This is a genomic window from Streptomyces hygroscopicus subsp. hygroscopicus (assembly GCF_030269125.1).
GTDB lineage: Bacteria > Actinomycetota > Actinomycetes > Streptomycetales > Streptomycetaceae > Streptomyces > Streptomyces hygroscopicus_C.
On sequence record NZ_BSSM01000017.1, the window covers coordinates 20,837 to 38,027 of the forward strand.

At 72.3% G+C, this 17,191-nt stretch carries 15 protein-coding genes; 8 read left to right on the forward strand and 7 right to left on the reverse strand.

Annotated elements, in window-relative coordinates; translation table 11 throughout:
• Positions 1-88: 88 nt before the first annotated feature.
• Positions 89-1,087 (reverse strand): phospholipase D-like domain-containing protein, encoded by a 999-nt coding sequence (locus tag QSK45_RS30465; RefSeq protein ID WP_285562112.1) that lies wholly within the window; start codon positions 1,085-1,087, stop codon positions 89-91.
• A 215-nt stretch (positions 1,088-1,302) separates the two neighbouring features.
• Here QSK45_RS30465 and hemB point away from each other — a divergent pair, with 215 nt between their 5' ends.
• The 3 genes from hemB to QSK45_RS30480 all read left to right on the forward strand — a co-directional run bounded on the left by hemB (position 1,303) and on the right by QSK45_RS30480 (position 4,736).
• Positions 1,303-2,295, forward strand: coding sequence for a porphobilinogen synthase (hemB, locus tag QSK45_RS30470; RefSeq protein ID WP_285562113.1), 993 nt, complete (start codon positions 1,303-1,305; stop codon positions 2,293-2,295).
• A 756-nt stretch (positions 2,296-3,051) separates the two neighbouring features.
• Positions 3,052-4,074, forward strand: coding sequence for an LLM class flavin-dependent oxidoreductase (locus tag QSK45_RS30475; protein WP_285562114.1), 1,023 nt, complete (start codon positions 3,052-3,054; stop codon positions 4,072-4,074).
• 26 nt (positions 4,075-4,100) lie between these two features.
• Positions 4,101-4,736 (forward strand): NAD(P)-dependent oxidoreductase, encoded by a 636-nt coding sequence (locus QSK45_RS30480; RefSeq protein WP_285562115.1) that lies wholly within the window; start codon positions 4,101-4,103, stop codon positions 4,734-4,736.
• 38 nt (positions 4,737-4,774) lie between these two features.
• Here the strand turns inward: QSK45_RS30480 and QSK45_RS30485 are convergent, their stop codons facing one another.
• Positions 4,775-5,548 (reverse strand): DUF4232 domain-containing protein, encoded by a 774-nt coding sequence (locus QSK45_RS30485; RefSeq protein ID WP_285562116.1) that lies wholly within the window; start codon positions 5,546-5,548, stop codon positions 4,775-4,777.
• Between the two features lie 177 nt (positions 5,549-5,725).
• Here QSK45_RS30485 and QSK45_RS30490 point away from each other — a divergent pair, with 177 nt between their 5' ends.
• Positions 5,726-7,258 carry a helix-turn-helix domain-containing protein gene (locus QSK45_RS30490; protein WP_285562117.1) on the forward strand — a complete coding sequence of 511 codons (1,533 nt, stop codon included), beginning with the start codon at positions 5,726-5,728 and terminating at the stop codon, positions 7,256-7,258.
• 28 nt (positions 7,259-7,286) lie between these two features.
• On the opposite strand, the gene QSK45_RS30495 is transcribed toward QSK45_RS30490, so the two are convergent.
• Positions 7,287-8,114, reverse strand: coding sequence for a DUF4253 domain-containing protein (locus QSK45_RS30495; RefSeq protein ID WP_285562118.1), 828 nt, complete (start codon positions 8,112-8,114; stop codon positions 7,287-7,289).
• Positions 8,115-8,420: 306 nt separating this feature from the next.
• Between QSK45_RS30495 and QSK45_RS30500 the strand changes: the two genes are divergently transcribed.
• Positions 8,421-9,431 carry a glycoside hydrolase family 11 protein gene (locus QSK45_RS30500; RefSeq protein ID WP_285562119.1) on the forward strand — a complete coding sequence of 337 codons (1,011 nt, stop codon included), beginning with the start codon at positions 8,421-8,423 and terminating at the stop codon, positions 9,429-9,431.
• Positions 9,432-9,456: 25 nt separating this feature from the next.
• A complete protein-coding gene (locus QSK45_RS30505) occupies positions 9,457-10,428 on the forward strand; it encodes a polysaccharide deacetylase family protein (RefSeq protein WP_285562120.1) in 972 nt (323 codons plus the stop codon).
• 10 nt (positions 10,429-10,438) lie between these two features.
• On the opposite strand, the gene QSK45_RS30510 is transcribed toward QSK45_RS30505, so the two are convergent.
• Positions 10,439-10,819: a VOC family protein gene (locus QSK45_RS30510; protein WP_285562121.1), complete on the reverse strand. Its 381-nt coding sequence runs from the start codon at positions 10,817-10,819 to the stop codon at positions 10,439-10,441.
• A 73-nt stretch (positions 10,820-10,892) separates the two neighbouring features.
• Here QSK45_RS30510 and QSK45_RS30515 point away from each other — a divergent pair, with 73 nt between their 5' ends.
• Positions 10,893-11,846: a helix-turn-helix transcriptional regulator gene (locus QSK45_RS30515; protein WP_285562122.1), complete on the forward strand. Its 954-nt coding sequence runs from the start codon at positions 10,893-10,895 to the stop codon at positions 11,844-11,846.
• 58 nt (positions 11,847-11,904) lie between these two features.
• Here QSK45_RS30515 and argS read toward each other — a convergent pair whose 3' ends face one another.
• Positions 11,905-13,680, reverse strand: a complete 1,776-nt coding sequence (gene argS / locus QSK45_RS30520) for an arginine--tRNA ligase (protein WP_285562263.1) — start codon at positions 13,678-13,680, stop codon at positions 11,905-11,907.
• A 210-nt stretch (positions 13,681-13,890) separates the two neighbouring features.
• Here argS and lysS point away from each other — a divergent pair, with 210 nt between their 5' ends.
• Positions 13,891-15,630: a lysine--tRNA ligase gene (gene lysS / locus QSK45_RS30525; protein ID WP_285562123.1), complete on the forward strand. Its 1,740-nt coding sequence runs from the start codon at positions 13,891-13,893 to the stop codon at positions 15,628-15,630.
• 70 nt (positions 15,631-15,700) lie between these two features.
• Here lysS and QSK45_RS30530 read toward each other — a convergent pair whose 3' ends face one another.
• Together QSK45_RS30530 and QSK45_RS30535 are read right to left on the reverse strand one after the other, a co-directional pair.
• A complete protein-coding gene (locus QSK45_RS30530; protein WP_285562124.1) occupies positions 15,701-16,564 on the reverse strand; it encodes a MauE/DoxX family redox-associated membrane protein in 864 nt (287 codons plus the stop codon).
• A 13-nt stretch (positions 16,565-16,577) separates the two neighbouring features.
• The gene (locus QSK45_RS30535) at positions 16,578-17,186 is read right to left on the reverse strand and encodes a cell wall protein (RefSeq protein ID WP_285562125.1); all 609 of its coding nucleotides are present in this window, start codon (positions 17,184-17,186) and stop codon (positions 16,578-16,580) included.
• Between the last annotated feature and the right edge of the window lie 5 nt (positions 17,187-17,191).

A 17,191-nucleotide genomic window follows, 5' to 3' on the forward strand; every position in this document is an offset into this window, starting at 1 on the left:
GTAAACGGCCTGGACAAAGTACGGGCCCGAGCGGGGCGGCTTGGCCGTCCCACCCGGGCCGATCGAGCGCGGCCGGTATCCGCGGTCGTTACGCCGCCGTGCCGCCCGCGTAGTCGCCGCTGAACGTCGTCTCGATGGTCTGTGCCACCGGCTGGGCCACGCCCGTACCGGTCAGGATGATGCCCAGCTCCCGGTTGTTGCTCAGGGAGTTGCTGCTGATGTTCATGGAGCCGGCCTCCACCGCCTGGGTGGACAGGCCGTAGTCGGCGACCATGTCCTTGGCGTGGATGTAGAAGCCGTTCGGGTCGGAGTAGCCGACCACCGTGCCGCCCGCGGCCTTGATCGCCGAGACCTGGCTGGCGTAGTTGGAGGGGTTCTCCAGTACGACGCGGACCTTCACGCCGGCCTTGGCGCGCGCCACGATCGCGTTGACGACCGTGCTGTCGCTGAACTCCAGCTCCTGTACGTCGAGCGTCTTGGTCGCGGCGTTGATGAAGGACACCAGCCGGCTGCGGGAGTCGTTGGGGGACCACAGGAGGTGGTCGCCGTCGGTGGGGGTGACCGAGGTGCCGGCGTAGTCGGCGTCGAAGACCTTCTCGATCGCGGCGACATCGCGGGTGTCGTCGGTGAAGACGCCGTAGTCGCGGCTGGTCGTGTAGTACTGCGAAGTCAGGTTGCCGGTCATCACCAGGGACTTGACGCCGTCCACGGTGATCGTCTTCTGGTGGGTGTAGACGTAGGCCGTCGAGGACCACGCCACGCCCACGCCCGCGTTCGTCAGCGTCGTGTACGCCGAGCTGTTGGCGGTCTTGTGCGCCTGGTCCAGGACGACCCGGACGGTGACGCCCTTGTTCTCCAGGGCCACGAGGTCGTTGACCGCCGTCGTGTCCTCCAGCTCGTACATCGTCATGTCGAGCTTGGTGGTGGCCGAGTTGATGAAGTCGTAGATGGTCGGCTGGCCGGTGCCGGCCTGGGAGAAGGCGAACGCCGAGTAGCTGGCCGCGTTCGCGGGGACGGCGGCGACGGCGACGGTGGCGGCGCCGGCGGCGAGGGCGACGGCGGCGCGGGTGAGGGCCTTCCGCAGCATTGCGTGACTCCTTGTGGGATGCGGGAGTGGGGGGCGGGTGGGTGTCGGGTGCATGACACCACGCGCGTAGAACGCTGGGGAGGCGTGCGCATCCAGAGATGACCAGGGGGGCGCAAAGACTCGGTATCGGGGTCCCGGTTTGCCCTCAATGCCCGGCCGCCGGCCCGACAGGTCGTCGGTAAAGGAGGGGCGCGGGCGGGCGTAGCGTAGGAGACATGACGAAGTACGGATCTTTCCCCGGTACGCGTCCCCGGCGGCTGCGCACCTCGCCCGTCATGCGGCGGATGGTCGCCGAGACGCGACTGCACCCCGCCGACCTGATCCTCCCCGCGTTCATCCGCGAGGGCGTCGGCGAGCCCGTGCCGATCGCCGCGATGCCCGGCGTCGTCCAGCACACCCGGGACAGCCTGAAGAAGGCCGCGCTGGAGGCCGTCGAGGCCGGAATCTCCGGGATCATGCTGTTCGGCGTGCCGGAGGACGGCAAGAAGGACGCCCAGGGCACGGCGGGGACCGACCCCGAGGGCATCCTCCAGGTCGCCCTGCGCGACGTACGCGCCGAGGTCGGCGACGACCTGCTCGTCATGTCCGACCTGTGCCTGGACGAGTTCACCGACCACGGGCACTGCGGTGTGCTGGACGCCGAGGGCCGGGTCGACAACGACGCGACCCTGGAGCGGTACGCCGAGATGGCCCAGGTGCAGGCCGACGCGGGCGCCCACGTCGTCGGCCCCAGCGGGATGATGGACGGTCAGGTCGGCGTCATCCGCGACGCGCTGGACCAGATCGGCCGCGAGGACGTGGCGATCCTCGCCTACACGGCGAAGTACTCCTCCGCCTTCTACGGCCCCTTCCGCGAGGCCGTCGCCTCCTCGCTCCAGGGCGACCGCCAGACGTACCAGCAGGACCCGGCCAACTGGCGCGAGTCCCTGCGGGAGCTGGAGCTGGACCTCGCCGAGGGCGCGGACATGGTCATGGTCAAGCCGGCCGGGCCGTACCTCGACATCCTCGCGCGGGTCGCGGACGCGGTGGACGTGCCGGTCGCCGCGTACCAGATCTCCGGCGAGTACTCGATGATCGAGGCCGCGGCCGAGAAGGGCTGGATCGACCGGGACCGGGCCATCTTCGAGACCCTGACGGGCATCAAGCGGGCCGGGGCGCGGAACATCCTCACGTACTGGGCGACCGAGGTGGCGCGGAAGCTGCGCTGAGGCGCGGAAGTCTCCGAGGGGTGAGCGGCCGGGGCTTGGGCGGCCGTCGGGCTGAACGGCTGAGGCCGAGCGGTCGTCGGGTCGAGTGGCCGGGGCTTGGGCGGCCGTCGGGTCGAGTGGCTGAGGTAAGGGGCCGTCGGCCGAGCGGTCGAGCAGCCGAGCGCCTGACGGGCCGGTCAGCGGAGGTCGAGCGGCCGGGGGGTCGAGCGGCCGTCGGGTCGAGAGGTCGGGGCTTGGGCGGCCGTCGGGCTGAACGGCTGAGGCCGGGCGGTCGTCGGGCCGAGTGGCCGGGGCTTGGGCGGCCGTCGGGTCGAGTGGCTGAGGTAAGGGGCCGTCGGCCGAGCGGCCGAGCGGCCGAGCAGCCGAGCAGCCGAGCGGCTGACGGGCCGGTCAGCCGGGGGTCGAGCGGCCGGGGGGTCGAGCGGTCGTCGGGCTGAGGAGCCTGGGGGGCGAGGGGCCGGGGCTCGGGCGGCCGTCGGGTCGAGGGGCCGAGGGTTGGGCGGTTCGCGGGCCGGACGTTCTGGTCGGGGTCAAGCGCGGCGTGCCCCGGGCGAAGCTGTCCGAGCCGCGGCGGCGCCGGGTGCGGGCCGCCCCGGCCGCCGAGGTGGCCGAGCGCCCGGAGGAGGGGCACGTCCGCTCCGACGGCGCCACCGGCAACCCCGTGCCCGCACCGCCGTTCCCGAGCGGCCGTGGCGACGGGACGCGGACGGGTGATAGTTGAGGAATCAATTAGTTCGGTCCGCTGTTCACGGCGGTATGAAACGCATCGGATTCCTCTCCTTCGGCCACTGGGCCGACAGCCCGCACTCGAAGACCCGCAGCGCCTCGGACGCCCTGCTGCAGTCCATCGATCTCGCCGTGGCCGCCGAGGAGCTGGGCGCCGACGGGGCCCACTTCCGGGTGCACCACTTCGCCCGGCAACTGGGCTCGCCCTTCCCGCTGCTCTCCGCGATCGGCGCGAAGACCTCGCGCATCGAGATCGGCACCGGCGTGATCGACATGCGCTACGAGAACCCCATGTACATGGCCGAGGACGCCGGCGCCGCCGACCTCATCTCCGGCGGCCGGCTCCAGCTCGGCGTCAGCCGCGGGTCACCGGAGCAGGTCATCGACGGGTGGCGGTACTTCGGATACGCGCCGGGCGAGGGCGAGACCGACGCCGACATGGCCCGCAAGCACACCGAGGTGCTGCTGATGGTGCTCCAGGGCAAGGGCTTCGCCGAGCCGAACCCGCGCCCGATGTTCGCCAACCCGCCGGGACCGCTGCGCATCGAGCCGTACTCCGAGGGCCTGCGCGAGCGCGTCTGGTGGGGCGCGGGCTCCAACGCCACCGCCGCCTGGGCCGCCGGGCTCGGCATGAACCTCATGAGCTCGACCGTGAAGGACGACGAGGGCGGCGCGCCCTTCCACGTGCAGCAGGCGGCGCAGATCCGCGCCTTCCGCAAGGCATGGGCCGAGGCTGGCTGGGAGCGCGAGCCCCGCGTCTCCGTCTCGCGCAGCATCTTCGCGCTGACCGACGACCGCGACCGCGCCTACTTCGGCCGCGACGGCGACAGCGGCGACAGCATCGGCTACCTCGACGCCGACACCCGGGCGATCTTCGGCCGCACGTACGCCGCCGAGCCCGACGCCCTGATCGAGCAGCTGGCCGGGGACGAGGCGATCGCCGAGGCCGACACGCTGCTGCTGACCGTGCCGAACCAGCTCGGCGTCGACTACAACAGTCACGTCCTGGAGAACGTCCTCACCCACGTCGCACCGGCGCTCGGCTGGCGCTGACCTGGCCATGACCCGCGGGAGTCGCCGTGCGCAAGATCCTGATCGTCGGTGGGACCGGCTACACCGGCACCAACATCGCCACCGAGGCAGTCGCCCGGGGCCACGAGGTGGCGTCGTACGCACGGTCGGCCCCCAAGGCCCCGGTCGACGGGGTGACGTACACGCAGGGTGAGGCCGACGACGCCGCGCGGCTGGTCCCCGGCCAGGACGCGGTGGTCGCGGCGCTGTCGCCGCGCGGCGACCTGGTGGGCCGGCTGCTCGGCCTGTACCAGGACATCGCCGCCGCGGCGGACGCCGCCGGCGCCCGGCTGATCGTGATCGGCGGCTTCTCCTCGCTGCGTCCCGCGCCGGGCGAGCCCCGGTTCGCCGAGGGGGACCTCCCCGAGCAGTTCCGGTCGGAGGCGCGCGAGATGGACGCGGTCCGGGAGTGGCTCACCACCGCCGCGCCCGCCTCGCTCGACTGGACCCTGGTCTCTCCCGCGGGCGGCTACGGCGCCTGGGCCGCGGGCGAGCGGACCGGGACCTACCGCGTCGGCGGGGAGGTCGCCCTCCTCGACGAGCAGGGCAGGTCGGAGATCTCCGGCGCCGACTTCGCGCTGGCCGTCGTGGACGAGATCGAGCGGGACGCGCATCCCCGGGCGCACATCTCGATCGCCTACTAGGCCGTCGTTCCCGAGGGCGATCCGGGGGGCCGCCCGGGTCACCAGCTCGCGATGTCGGACGCGTCCCGCACCCAGTAGGTGACCTTCAGGGTGCTGTCGTAGTAGACGCCCTTCGAGGGCAGCGCGACGTTCGCCGTGGCGCCGCCGTCGCTGTGCGGTGTCCTGCCCTGGAAGTACACGGTCAGCTTGTGGCCCGTCTGCCCGCCGTCGCCGCTGCCGTCGGCGGCGGACAACAGCACGCCCGCGTAGCCGGACTCGCCGGGGGCGAGGGTCGTGACCGCCTGCGGCCGGGTCGACTCGTCGGCGGCGGGCGCCCACTGCATGCCGTCGAAGCGGAGCACCGGGTAGTACGTCAGGTCGCAGTACTTCGAGCCGGTGTTCTTGACCGTGAGCAGCATGTGGTTGAGGGGACGGGACAACGTCCGCGCGGTGACAAGGGTGTTGGAGCCGTTGCACAGGACGCGGTGGGCGGGGTCGGCCGGGTCGGGGTTCCCGCCGTCCGAGCCCTTGGAGCCGCCGGTGCCGCCGGAGCCGTGGGTGCCGCCGGTGGTGTGTCGGGTGCCGGCCGAGGTCTGCTGCCCGCCGGTGGTGGCGCCGGTCGTTGCCTGCTGTGCCCTGGCGTCCCCGGCCGGCTTGTCGGCGCCGGGCGTCGCGGTGCCCGCGCTCGCGTTCGCCGACGGGGTGTTCCGGGCCGCGCCCTCGTCCTTCGTCCCCGTGCCGTTCTCGCACGCCGTGAGGGCGAGGGCGGCGAGGGCGGCACCGGCCGCGGCGAGCAGGGGGGTACGGGCGCGGCGAATACGGCGGTTGCGCATGGCGCTTCTCGCTTCCGGTTCGTTGAGTGCTTGGATGTCCACAGCCTGCGGGGCGTTTTGTCCCGCCCGCCAGCCCCGGCGGACGATCCGGGACGCTGGAACGGTCAAATGGGCTATGACCTGCAAGAACGTCCCGTCCCTGGAACGGGGGAACGGGACAGGGGGAGGGGAAGGACAGTGCCGGAAAGCACCGGGGGGACCGGATTCGCCGAGCGCTTGCGGGAGTTGAAGGAGCGCTCCGGGCACAGCTACGGGATGCTCGCCAAGCGCCTCCACATGAGCACGTCGACGCTGCACCGCTACTGCAACGGGGATGCCGTGCCGACGGATTACGCCCCGGTGGAGCGGATGGCGCGGCTGTGCGGGGCGTCGGCGGAGGAACTCGTGGCGCTGCACCGGAGCTGGGTGCTGGCGGACGCGGGGCGGGGGCGGAGGCTCGCGAGTGGCGAGGCGGCGAACGGGGCCTCGGGGGGCGGGAGTCCGGGGGGACGGGGAGCCGCGGCCGGGGCCGCGGCGACCGGGGGCGTGATGGCCGAGGAGGCGAGTGCCGGGGGCGCGGAGGCCGGCGAAGCGGGTGCCGGGGGTGCTGAGGACGAGGAGGGTCGTCCGGGGCGCCCGGAGGGGACCGCGGCCGCGTCGCGCCCGGCACCGGTGACGGCGGCGAGTCCGGGGGGCCGGGGAGCCGCGGCCGGGGGCGCTGTGGCCGAGGAGGCGGGTGCCGGGGGCGTGGAGGACGAGGAGGGTCGTCCGGGGTACCGGGAGGGGGCGGCCCCGGCGCCGGTGACGGCGGTCCGCCGCTCACCGCGCCGCCCCGTCCTCGTCGCCGCCGTCGCCACGGCCGCCGTACTCGGTGCCGTGGCCCTCGCGATCGGTCTGCCCGGCGGCGGGGACCGTCACCGGGACACCGCCTCCGCGGGAGCCACCGCCTCCGCACCCGGCCGGTCCGCGGCGGCCGGCGCCGCACCGCGCACCCGGGACAGCCGCTCACCCTCCCCCTCGGGCTCCGCCCGGCACCCCTCGGCCTCCGCCACCCCGGGGAACGCCGAAGGGCCGGACGCCGCCGCGAGCGGGCCGCCGGACGCGAGCGGCGCGGCCCCCGTCACCGGCGTCCCCCTCACCGTCACCACCCACCCGTACTCCTGGGAAAGCCCCTGCTCCCAGCACTACCTGATCGACCGGCCGCCCACGGAGGTGTCACCGCCGCCCATCGAGAACGACGCGCCCGCGTGGGTGGCCGTGCACCAGGCCGTCTCGGCGGGGGAGCAGTTCGTCACGCTCACGGTGCAGGGGAGCGGGAAGGACACCGTGGTGCTGGAGGGGATGTCGGTGCGGATGGCGGGCAAGCGGGCCCCGCTCGCGTGGAACGACTACGCCATGGGCTACCCCGGCGTCGGCTGCGGCGGCGGGGTGCCCACCCACTCCTTCACCGTCGCGCTGGACGCCCTGCGGCCGGCCGTCCAGCCGGTGGCCGGACAGCGCGGCTTCCCCTTCAGCGTGAGCGAGTCCGACCCCGAGGTCTTCTACGTCACCGCGGACGCCTCGGCGTACGACGTCAGCTGGTACCTGGAACTGTCCTGGTCCAGTGGCGGCCGGCACGGCACCGTACGCATCGGCGACAAGGGCCGGCCCTTCCGCACGAGCGGCGACAACGGGCGCCCGTCCTACGCCTTCCCGCTGGGCGGCGAGAAGTGGGCGCCCGCGCAGGGGTGACCGCGGACCGCCCCCGTCCGTTCCCTCCTCAGTCCCACCAGAAGAACCAGGTGGTCTCGCCGACCAGCTCCTTCGCGTAGGCGTGGAGGGTGTCCGCCCCCTGCGTGATGTTGTCGGGGCAGAAGGCGAAGTGCTCCGCCGCCACCGCCTCGGCCTCGGCCAGGTCGGTCGGCGGGGCCGCCACGGACAGCAGCAGGGCGTCGAACCCGAGCGCGACGACGCGTATGCCGAACCGGTCCTCCCAGGAGCGCAGGACCGCGCACAGGCGTGCCACGTCGTTCTCGTGGTTCAGCGGGCCGGTCCAGCCGATCGCGGCCGGGACGTCGGCGGAGCGGCGCGCGGGGACGAGGGCGAGGTGGGGGGCGGGGAACACGGACTGGCCCTGGTCGCCGGTCAGTTCGTCGGCGGCCCGCGCCGCGCGGGTCGCCGGATCGACGGTGAACTTCCTGGCGGGGGCGAGTCCGGGCCATTCCGCCCCGAACGGCGCGAGCAGATCGCCGGGTTCCTCGTCCTCGCCGTCCTCCCCGTCCCCCTCCCAGTACTCGGCGAGGACGTCCTCCGGGTCGTGGTCCCCCGGGTAGGACATGTCGTCCGGCATCAACTCCCACCGCTCCGGACCCCCTTGCGGGCCACCCGTTTCCACCAGCACCGGCAGCAGCCCGGCGCGCGCGGCCGGGGCACCCAGGGCGGCCCAGGTGCCGGGGGCGGCCGGCTTGTCCGCGAGCCAGAGCAGAGGCTCGCGGTGCGGGCCGTCTTCGGTCGTGTCGAGCAGCCTGCCGGGCGGCAGTCGGAGCCCCAGGCTGCGGCCGCTGGGATCGGTGGCCAGCCGGGGCAGCGGGTTGGGAAGAGTCGCCATGGGAGTGACTGTAGGGGGAGGGTCTGACAACGCCTTCCCACGGACCTCGAAACTTTCGAAGGGCCCGCGCCCCGGCTCGACCCCAGTGTTCTGGGTGCCTCGGAGGAGTCTGCGACTCCCTTCCGTGAGCGCCGTTTACCAGCCAAAACCCTTCAGGGTACGGGACTTTGATGACCCGAATGTTTCGAAATAAGTACCGAAACCATTGACTGTCCCGGTGCGCGCCCCAACACTGAGGCACCATCGCGCAGCGCGTCGCTCCACCCTCATCCGGCTCCATCCGATCCATGAGGAGGAAGCACGTCCATGAAGATCCGCAGCCGTAGGAAGACCGGCCCGGGGGGCCGCCTCACCTCGCTCCTCAGAGGTGTCTGTGCCATCGTCCTGCTCGCCGTGGGGGCGCTGACCCTGCCCGGCGCGGGCATCGCCAGCGCCGACACGGTCATCACCTCGAACCAGACCGGCACGAACAACGGCTACTACTACTCGTTCTGGACCGACGGTGGCGGCACCGTCTCCATGAACCTGGGGTCGGCCGGCAACTACAGCACCAACTGGAGCAACGTCGGCAACTTCGTGGCCGGCAAGGGCTGGAGCAACGGCGGCCGCCGCTCGGTCACGTACTCCGGCAGCTTCAACCCGTCCGGCAACGCGTACCTGTCGCTGTACGGCTGGACCTCGAACCCGCTGGTCGAGTACTACATCGTCGACAACTGGGGCACCTACCGGCCCACCGGCACCTTCAAGGGCACGGTCACCAGTGACGGCGGCACGTACGACATCTACGAGACGACCCGCACCAACGCCCCGTCGGTGGAGGGCACCAAGACCTTCAACCAGTACTGGAGCGTCCGGCAGACCAAGCGGACCGGCGGCACCATCACCACCGGCAACCACTTCGACGCGTGGGCCGGCCACGGGATGAACCTGGGCAGCTTCAACTACTACATGATCATGGCGACCGAGGGCTACCAGAGCAGCGGCAGCTCCAACATCACCCTGGACAGCTCGGGTTCGGGCGGCACGGGCGGTGGCACGGGCGGCGGTACCGGCAGCTGCACGGCGACCGTCACCGCGGGTCAGTCGTGGGACGACCGGTACAACCTCAACGTCTCGGTCAGCGGCGCCGGCAACTGGACCGTCACCGCGAACGTCCCGTCCCCGGAGAAGGTCATGGCGACCTGGAACGTGGACGCGAGCTATCCCAGCGCCCAGGTGCTGACCGCCAAGTCCAACGGCAGCGGCAACGACTGGGGGCTGACCATCCAGAAGAACGGATCGACCACCTGGCCGACGTTCACCTGTACAGCCAACTGACACAGCCGCGAGAAGGAGCACACGCGTGCGCACCGCCAGACTCGCCGTCGCCGTCGCCGCCGCCCTCGCGGCGGCGACGGCCGGCACCCTGACCGTCGGGGCCGCCCCTTCGGGGGCCGCCACCTGCAACGGGTACGTCGGACTCACCTTCGACGACGGCCCGTCCAACGACCACACGCCCGCCGTCCTCGACGCGCTGAGGCAGAACGGGCTGCGGGCCACCATGTTCAACGAGGGCCAGTACGCGGCCTCGTACCCGGCCCAGGTCAAGGCCGAGGTCGACGCCGGGATGTGGGTGGGGAACCACAGTTACACCCACCCGCACCTGACCCAGCTGAGCCAGGCCCAGATCGACTCGGAACTCTCCCGCACCCAGCAGGCCGTCGCGAGTGCCGGCGGCGGGACGCCGAGGCTCTTCCGGCCGCCGTACGGCGAGACCAACGCGACGCTGAAGAGCGTCGAGGCCAAGTACGGCCTGACCGAGGTGATCTGGGACATCGACTCGGGGGACTGGAACGGCGCCAGTACGGACGCCATCGTCCAGGCCGCCTCCCGGCTCGGCGACGGCCAGGTCATCCTCATGCACGAGTGGCCCGCCAACACCCTGGCCGCCATCCCGCGGATCGCCCAGAACCTCGCGAGCCGCGGGATGTGTTCCGGGATGATCTCCCCGCAGACCGGCCGCGCCGTCGCCCCCGACGGGAGCGGTGGCGGGGGAGGCGGCGGTACCGGGGGCTGTACGGCGACCGTCACCGCGGGGCAGGTGTGGGACGACCGGTACAACCTCAACGTCGCGGTGAGCGGTTCCGGTAACTGGACCGTCACCGCGAACGTCCCGGCGCCCGAGAAGGTCATGGCCACCTGGAACGTGACCGCGAGTTATCCCAGCGCCCAGGTGCTTGTCGCCAAGCCCAACGGGAGCGGGGACAACTGGGGCCTGACCGTGCAGAAGAACGGCTCCACCACCTGGCCGACGTTCAGCTGCACGTCGAACTGACGCGAGGCCCCTAGGCCAGGGTCGTGACGCAGAACGGGTGTCCGGCCGGGTCGAGGAGCACCCTCCACCGCTCCTCGCCCGGCTGGTGCTCGGGCTTCGTCGCGCCGAGTTCCACGGCACGCCGCTCGGCGGCGTCCAGATCGTCCACGCCCAGCTCGATGTGGGCCTGCTTCCCCCGGGCGGGGTCCGGCCACGTGGGCGGGAGGTAGTCGTCGATCCGGGTGAAGCCGAGGCCGGGGGCGCCCTCCTCACCGAGCAGGATGAAGTCATCGGTGGCGAAGAGGGTTCGGTAGCCGAGCAACGCGCCGTAGAAGCGGGCGAGTTCAGCGGGGTCCGCGCAGTCGAAGGTGACGGCGGCGTAGCGGAACGCGGGAGTGGTCTGCGTAGTCATGGAGGCGACGCTACGACGTGACCCGGACAGTTACGGTCCTGGTCATGGACCGGGGTGTGCCAGACTTCCGGCCGTGATCGCCGCGTCCGCCCGTCTGCTGGGGTTGCTGTCCCTCCTGTCCTCCCGCCCCTCGTGGACCTGCGCCGAACTGGCGGAGTCCCTGAAGATCACCGACCGCACGGTCCGCCGGGACATCGCCCGCCTGCGCGAACTCGGCTACTCCGTCGACTCCGAGGCGGGCCCCTGGGGCGGCTACCGCCTGCGCGCCGGCTCCCGCGTGCCCCCGCTGATCCTGGACGACGAGGAGGCGCTGGCCGTGGCGGTCGGCCTCAGCGAGGCGGCCCTGAACCGCGCCCTGGGCAGCGACCAGGCCGCGCTCTCGGCCTTGCTGAAGCTCCGCCAGGTCCTGCCGCGCCGCGTCGCGGACCGCCTGGGCGAACTGGACGACGCCTTCGTACGCCTCCCCGGCGCCGACGGGTCCGGGGTCAGCCCCGGCCTGCTGCTGGAACTGGCGGGCGCGTGCCGGCGGGGGGAGCGGGCCCGGCTGTCGTACACGGACGCCGAGGGGCGCTCCACGGTCCGGGACATCGACCCGTACCGGCTGGTCCACACGGGCCGGCTCTGGTACCTGGTCGCCCGGGACGTCGCGCGCGGCCGGTGGCGCACCTTCCGGGCGGACCGCGTCGACCGCCTCCAGCCCACCGGCCACCCGGCGGACCTCACCGACCCGCCGGACCCGGCCCAGCTGGTCTCCCGCAACATCGCGAACGGCCCCTACCCCCTGTCCGCCACCATCCGCCTCCCCGTCCCCCTCGACCAGGCCCTCCGCCTCGTCCCCCCGACCATCGGCACCCATCGCCCCGACGGTCCCTCCGCGACCCTGGTCGACATCGGCGGCCCGGACGCGGACGGACTGGCCCGCTATCTGCTCACGCTGGGAACGCCCCTGCGGGTGCTGGAGCCGGAGGAGGTGCGGGCGGCCGTGGTGCGGCGGGCGGGGGAGCTGGCGGCCGAGAACTCGCGCTAGCCGTCCTTCGGACGGCGCACGCGCCAGTGCTCGGCCGACCGGACCAGGAAGTCCCCGGTCAGAGCTTCTCCGGCGTCCTGATGCCCAGCAGGGACATGCCCTGGTGGAGGGTGCGGGCCGTCACGTCGCAGAGGAAGAGGCGGTTCGCCACCTGGGCCGGGGTCTCGGCCTTCAGGACGGGGCACTTGTCGTAGAAGGTCGTGTAGAGGGAGGCCAGCTGGTAGAGGTACGCGGCCAGCTTGTGCGGGGCGTAGTCGGCGGCGGCCTCCGCCACCACCTCCGCGAAGGCGTCCGCGTGCAGGCCCAGCGCGCGCTCGGCGTCGTGGAGCGGCAGCTCCGGGTGCGCGGCGGGGCGGGCGTCGCCGGCCTTGCGGAGGATGGACCGGATACGGGCGTAGGCGTACTGGAGGTAGACGGACGTGTCGCCGTTGAGCGAGACCATCTGGTCCAGGTCGAACTTGTAGTCGCGGTTCGCCGACGTGGACAGGTCCGCGTACTTCACCGCGCCGATGCCCACCTGGGCACCGCGCTCGGCGATCTCCTCCTCGGAGAGGTCCTGGGCCTTCTCGCGGACCACGGCCGAGGCGCGGTCGACGGCCTCGTCGAGGAGGTCGACCAGACGGACCGTCTCGCCCGCACGCGTCTTGAACGGCTTGCCGTCCTTGCCCAGCACCGTGCCGAAGGCCAGCTGGATGGCCTTGACGTCGTCGTTCAGCCAGCCGGCGCGGCGGGCCGTCTCGAAGACCATGCGGAAGTGCAGGGCCTGACGGGCGTCGACCACGTACAGGAGGGTGTCGGCCTTGAGGTTGAAGACGCGGTCGCGGATCGCGGAGAGGTCGGTGGCCGCGTAGCCGTAGCCGCCGTCGGACTTCTGGACGATCAGCGGGACCGGGTTGCCCTCCGGGCTCAGGATGTCGTCGAAGAAGACGCACAGCGCGCCCTCGGAGCGGACCGCGACGCCGGACTCCTCCAGGAGGCGGCAGGTCTCGGCCAGCATGTCGTTGTACCCGGACTCGCCGACGATGTCGGGGTCGCGGATCTCCATGTCCAGCTTCTCGAAGACGGAGAAGAAGTAGATCTTCGACTCGTCCACGAACCTCTGCCAGATGGCGAGCGTGTGCGGGTCGCCGGCCTGGAGGTCGACCACCCGGCGGCGGGCGCGGGTCTTGAAGTCCTCGTCGGAGTCGAAGAGCTTGCGCGCGGTCTTGTAGAGGCGGTCCAGGTTGGACATCGCCTCCTCGCCGGAGGCCGCGCTGTCCTCGGCGGACGCCTTGTGGTCCAGCTCGTGCGGGTGCTCGTCCAGGTACTGGATGAGCATGCCGAACTGGGTGCCCCAGTCGCCGATGTGGTGGCGGCGGACCACCTTCTCGCCGGTGAACTCCAGGAGCTGGACCACCGAGTCGCCGATCACGGCGGAGCGCAGGTGGCCGACGTGCATCTCCTTGGCCACGTTCGGCTGGGCGTAGTCGATCACCGTGGTGCCCGGGTCCGCGGCGTACGGCACGCCGAGGCGGCCGGTCTCGTCCGCGTACCGCGCGGCCAGGTTCTCGGTGATGGCCCGGTCGGAGATGGTGATGTTGAGGAAGCCGGGGCCCGAGACCTCGACGTCCTCGATCACCGCGCCGGTGGTCACCCGGGAGACGACCTGCGTGGCCAGCTCCCGCGGGTTCGCCTTCGCCTTCTTGGCGAGGGCCAGGATCCCGTTGGCCTGGAAGTCGGCCCGGTCGCTTCGTCGCAGCAGCGGGTCCGCGCCGGCGGCCTCCGGCAGGGTGGCCGAGAGGGCGGACGCGAGCTGCTGCTGGACGGAGTCGCTGAGGGACGTGACCGAGGCCATAGGTGAGGTGCCGTTCTCCTCGTGGGGATGGATAGTCACGCCCAGTATCCCACGGGGGGTGAAGCGAATTTTCCGGTCCGCGGGTGAACGCGGGCCGCGGGAAGGCCGTCCAACGCGTTGAAAAGGCGTTTTCGCGGATGTGGTCCCGCCTGGGACAATGAAGCGGTCAGCCGTGCGACCGCAGCGGCTGCCCGATGGAGAAAGAAGGACGTGCCGATCGTGGCTCAGAGCACCGAGACCACCGACTGGGTCTCCCGTTTCGCGGATGAGGTCATCGAGGAGTCGGAGCGCCGGGCCCCGGGCAAACCCGTCGTGGTCGCGTCCGGACTCTCTCCCTCCGGCCCCATCCACCTGGGCAACCTGCGCGAGGTCATGACCCCGCACCTGGTCGCCGACGAGATCCGCCGCCGCGGGCACCAGGTCCGGCACCTGATCTCCTGGGACGACTACGACCGCTACCGCAAGGTGCCGAAGGGCATCGCCGGCGTCGACGACTCCTGGGCCGAGCACATCGGCAAGCCGCTGACCTCGGTGCCGGCCCCGAAGGGTTCGTCGTACCCGAACTGGGCGGAGCACTTCAAGGCCGCGATGGTCGAGTCCCTGGCCGAGATGGGCGTCGAGTTCGACGGCATCAGCCAGACCGCGCAGTACACCTCGGGCGTCTACCGCGAGCAGATCCTGCACGCGATGAAGCACCGCGGCGACATCGACGCGATCCTCGCCCAGTACCGCACCAAGCCCAAGGCGAAGAAGCCGCAGCAGAAGGCCGTGGACGAGGCCGAGCTGGAGGCCGAGGAGGGCTCCGGCGCCGCCTCCGAGGACGACGGCTCCGCCGGCACCGCCGGGTACTTCCCGTACAAGCCGTACTGCGGCGGCTGCGAGAAGGACCTGACGACCGTCACCTCGTACGACGACGACACCACCGAGCTGTCGTACGTCTGCAACGAGTGCGGGTTCACCGAGACCGTCCGGCTCGCCGAGTTCAACCGCGGCAAGCTGGTCTGGAAGGTCGACTGGCCGATGCGCTGGGCCTACGAGGGCGTGGTCTTCGAGCCGAGCGGTGTCGACCACTCCTCCCCCGGGTCGTCCTTCCAGGTCGGCGGGCAGATCGTCGGCATCTTCGGCGGCCGGCAGCCCATCGGCCCGATGTACGCCTTCGTCGGCATCTCCGGCATGGCCAAGATGTCGTCCTCGCGCGGTGGTGTGCCGACCCCGGCCGACGCGCTGAAGATCATGGAGCCGCAGCTGCTGCGCTGGCTGTACGCCCGGCGCCGGCCCAACCAGTCCTTCAAGATCGCCTTCGACCAGGAGATCCAGCGGCTCTACGACGAGTGGGACAAGCTCGCCGCCAAGGTCGCCGACGGCTCCGCGCTGCCGGGTGACGTGGCCGCGTACACCCGCGCGGTCGGCACGGCCGGCGCCGAGCTGCCGAGGACCCCGCGCCCGCTGCCGTACCGCACGCTCGCGTCCGTCGCCGACATCACGGCCGGCCACGAGGACCAGGCCCTGCGCATCCTCTCCGAGCTGGACCCGGAGCGGCCGCTGGCCTCGCTGGCGGAGGCCCGGCCGCGGTACGACAAGGCCGAGGCGTGGATCAACACGTACGTGCCCGCCGACCAGCGGACCATCGTGCGCGAGGAGCCGGACGCCGAGCTGCTGAAGTCGCTGGACGAGGCGTCCCAGCGGTCCGTGAGACTGCTGCTCGACGGCCTCGCCGAGCACTGGTCGCTGGACGGGCTGACGCACCTCGTCTACGGCGTGCCGAAGGTGCAGGCCGGGTTCTCGGCGGACGCGACGCCCAAGGAGCTGCCGCCGGAGATCAAGACCGCCCAGCGGACGTTCTTCGCGCTGCTGTACCAGCTGCTGGTGGGCCGGGACACCGGTCCCCGGCTGCCCACGCTGCTGCTCGCGGTGGGGCAGGACCGGGTGCGGGCGCTGCTCGGGGAGTGACACGGGCGGCACAGGACGAGGGGCCCTCCGGACGAACGGAGGGCCCCTCGTCCTGTGCGGTCCCGCCGGGTCAGGCGAGCAGGTCCACCGCGACCGGTTCGTCGGTGCGGTCGTCGACCAGGGTGACCCGGACCGCCGGTCTGTCGGTGGTGTCCTTCGTCGCGCGCGGGTCCACCGCGAACAGCACGGTGACCGGGCGCGCCGCGCCGTCGGGGTCGTGGACCCCGGCGAACTGGAGGAAGCGCCAGCCGTCGGCCTCCCAGTGGTCGATCAGCCCGGAGCGGACGACCGGCGCGGCGGCCACCCAGGCCAGCGAGCGCTCCAGCAGCTCGACGGAGGCGGCCACCGGCACCTCCTCGTCCCTGCCCGGGACCAGCGGGTGGCCGAAGATCCTCAGCCGGGTCCTGCGCAGCGGAACCAGCCACAGGTGGTCCAGGTCGCTGGAGACCGCGGCCAGGACGGCCGTGGTGACGACGAGGAAGGCGAGCGACGCCGACGGGTGCCGGACGCCCTGGGTCCACCAGGGTGTCCGGGCCCCGGCGGCCGCGGCGCCGCCCACCACGACCAGGCCCGCGCGGACGAAGGCCCGCCAGGTGATCGGGCCGTCGCTGCGGGCGGTGCAGCCGCAGGACGACTCCGGGGCGGTCGCGCGGGCGTACCCGAGGTAGCCGAGGAAGCCGACGCCCAGGGCGGCCGCCGCGATGCCGGGGACCGTGGTGGTCGGCGCGGCCAACAAGCCCGCGGCCACGACGAGTTCCACGGCGCCGGTGGACCGCAGGACCCGGGTGGCGCGGCGGCCGTCGTTCAGGACGCGGACCAGTACGGTGCCGGCCGCCTGCCCCGCGACCTGCCTGCCGAACGCCTTGCCCGCGCCGGTGGCGGCGAGCAGGACGCCGAGCAGCAGGGGCGCGAGGTCCGTGGTGAGCGATGCCATCACATTCCCCTCGTCAGTGCCCGACGCTGATGCGGGCGATGTCCACGCTGTCGTCCGCGGGCCGCCAGGCGCCCAGCACCTGGGCGTGGTGCCCGATCTTGAGCTGCGAGAGGTTGGAGGTGAGGGCGCCGCCGCGGAAGGACGCGGTGGTGCGCTTGTCCACGATGTTGCCGACCAGGGTGGTGCGGCCGTGGCTCAGGTGCAGCCGGGTGCGCTCGATGCCGCGGACGGTGACGTAGAGGTTGACGATGTTCACCCAGACCGCGTCGGCGGCCACGCTGCCGTCGGGCATCTCGACGCCCCGGGCGTACAGGCCGTCGCCGGTCTCGATGGCCTCGGCGGTGACGGTCTCCAGCTTCCAGACGCTCGTGGCGTTGGTGAGCCGGATGAGCCGGTGGGTGCCGTCGGCCTCGACGACGTCGAGGGTGCTGCCCTTGATCCGGCCGACGCGGCCGTCGACGAACGACGACCGGGAGATCGCCGGGTCCAGGGAGGGCATGGGGGCGGCGAACGCGGCTTCCGCGTCGAGGCCGCCGAGCGCGGAGGCGCCCACGATGGTGGCGCCGCCGAGGGCGGCGCTGGTCAGGAGTCGGCGGCGGTCGATGCCGTTACGTCCGGTCATGGTGG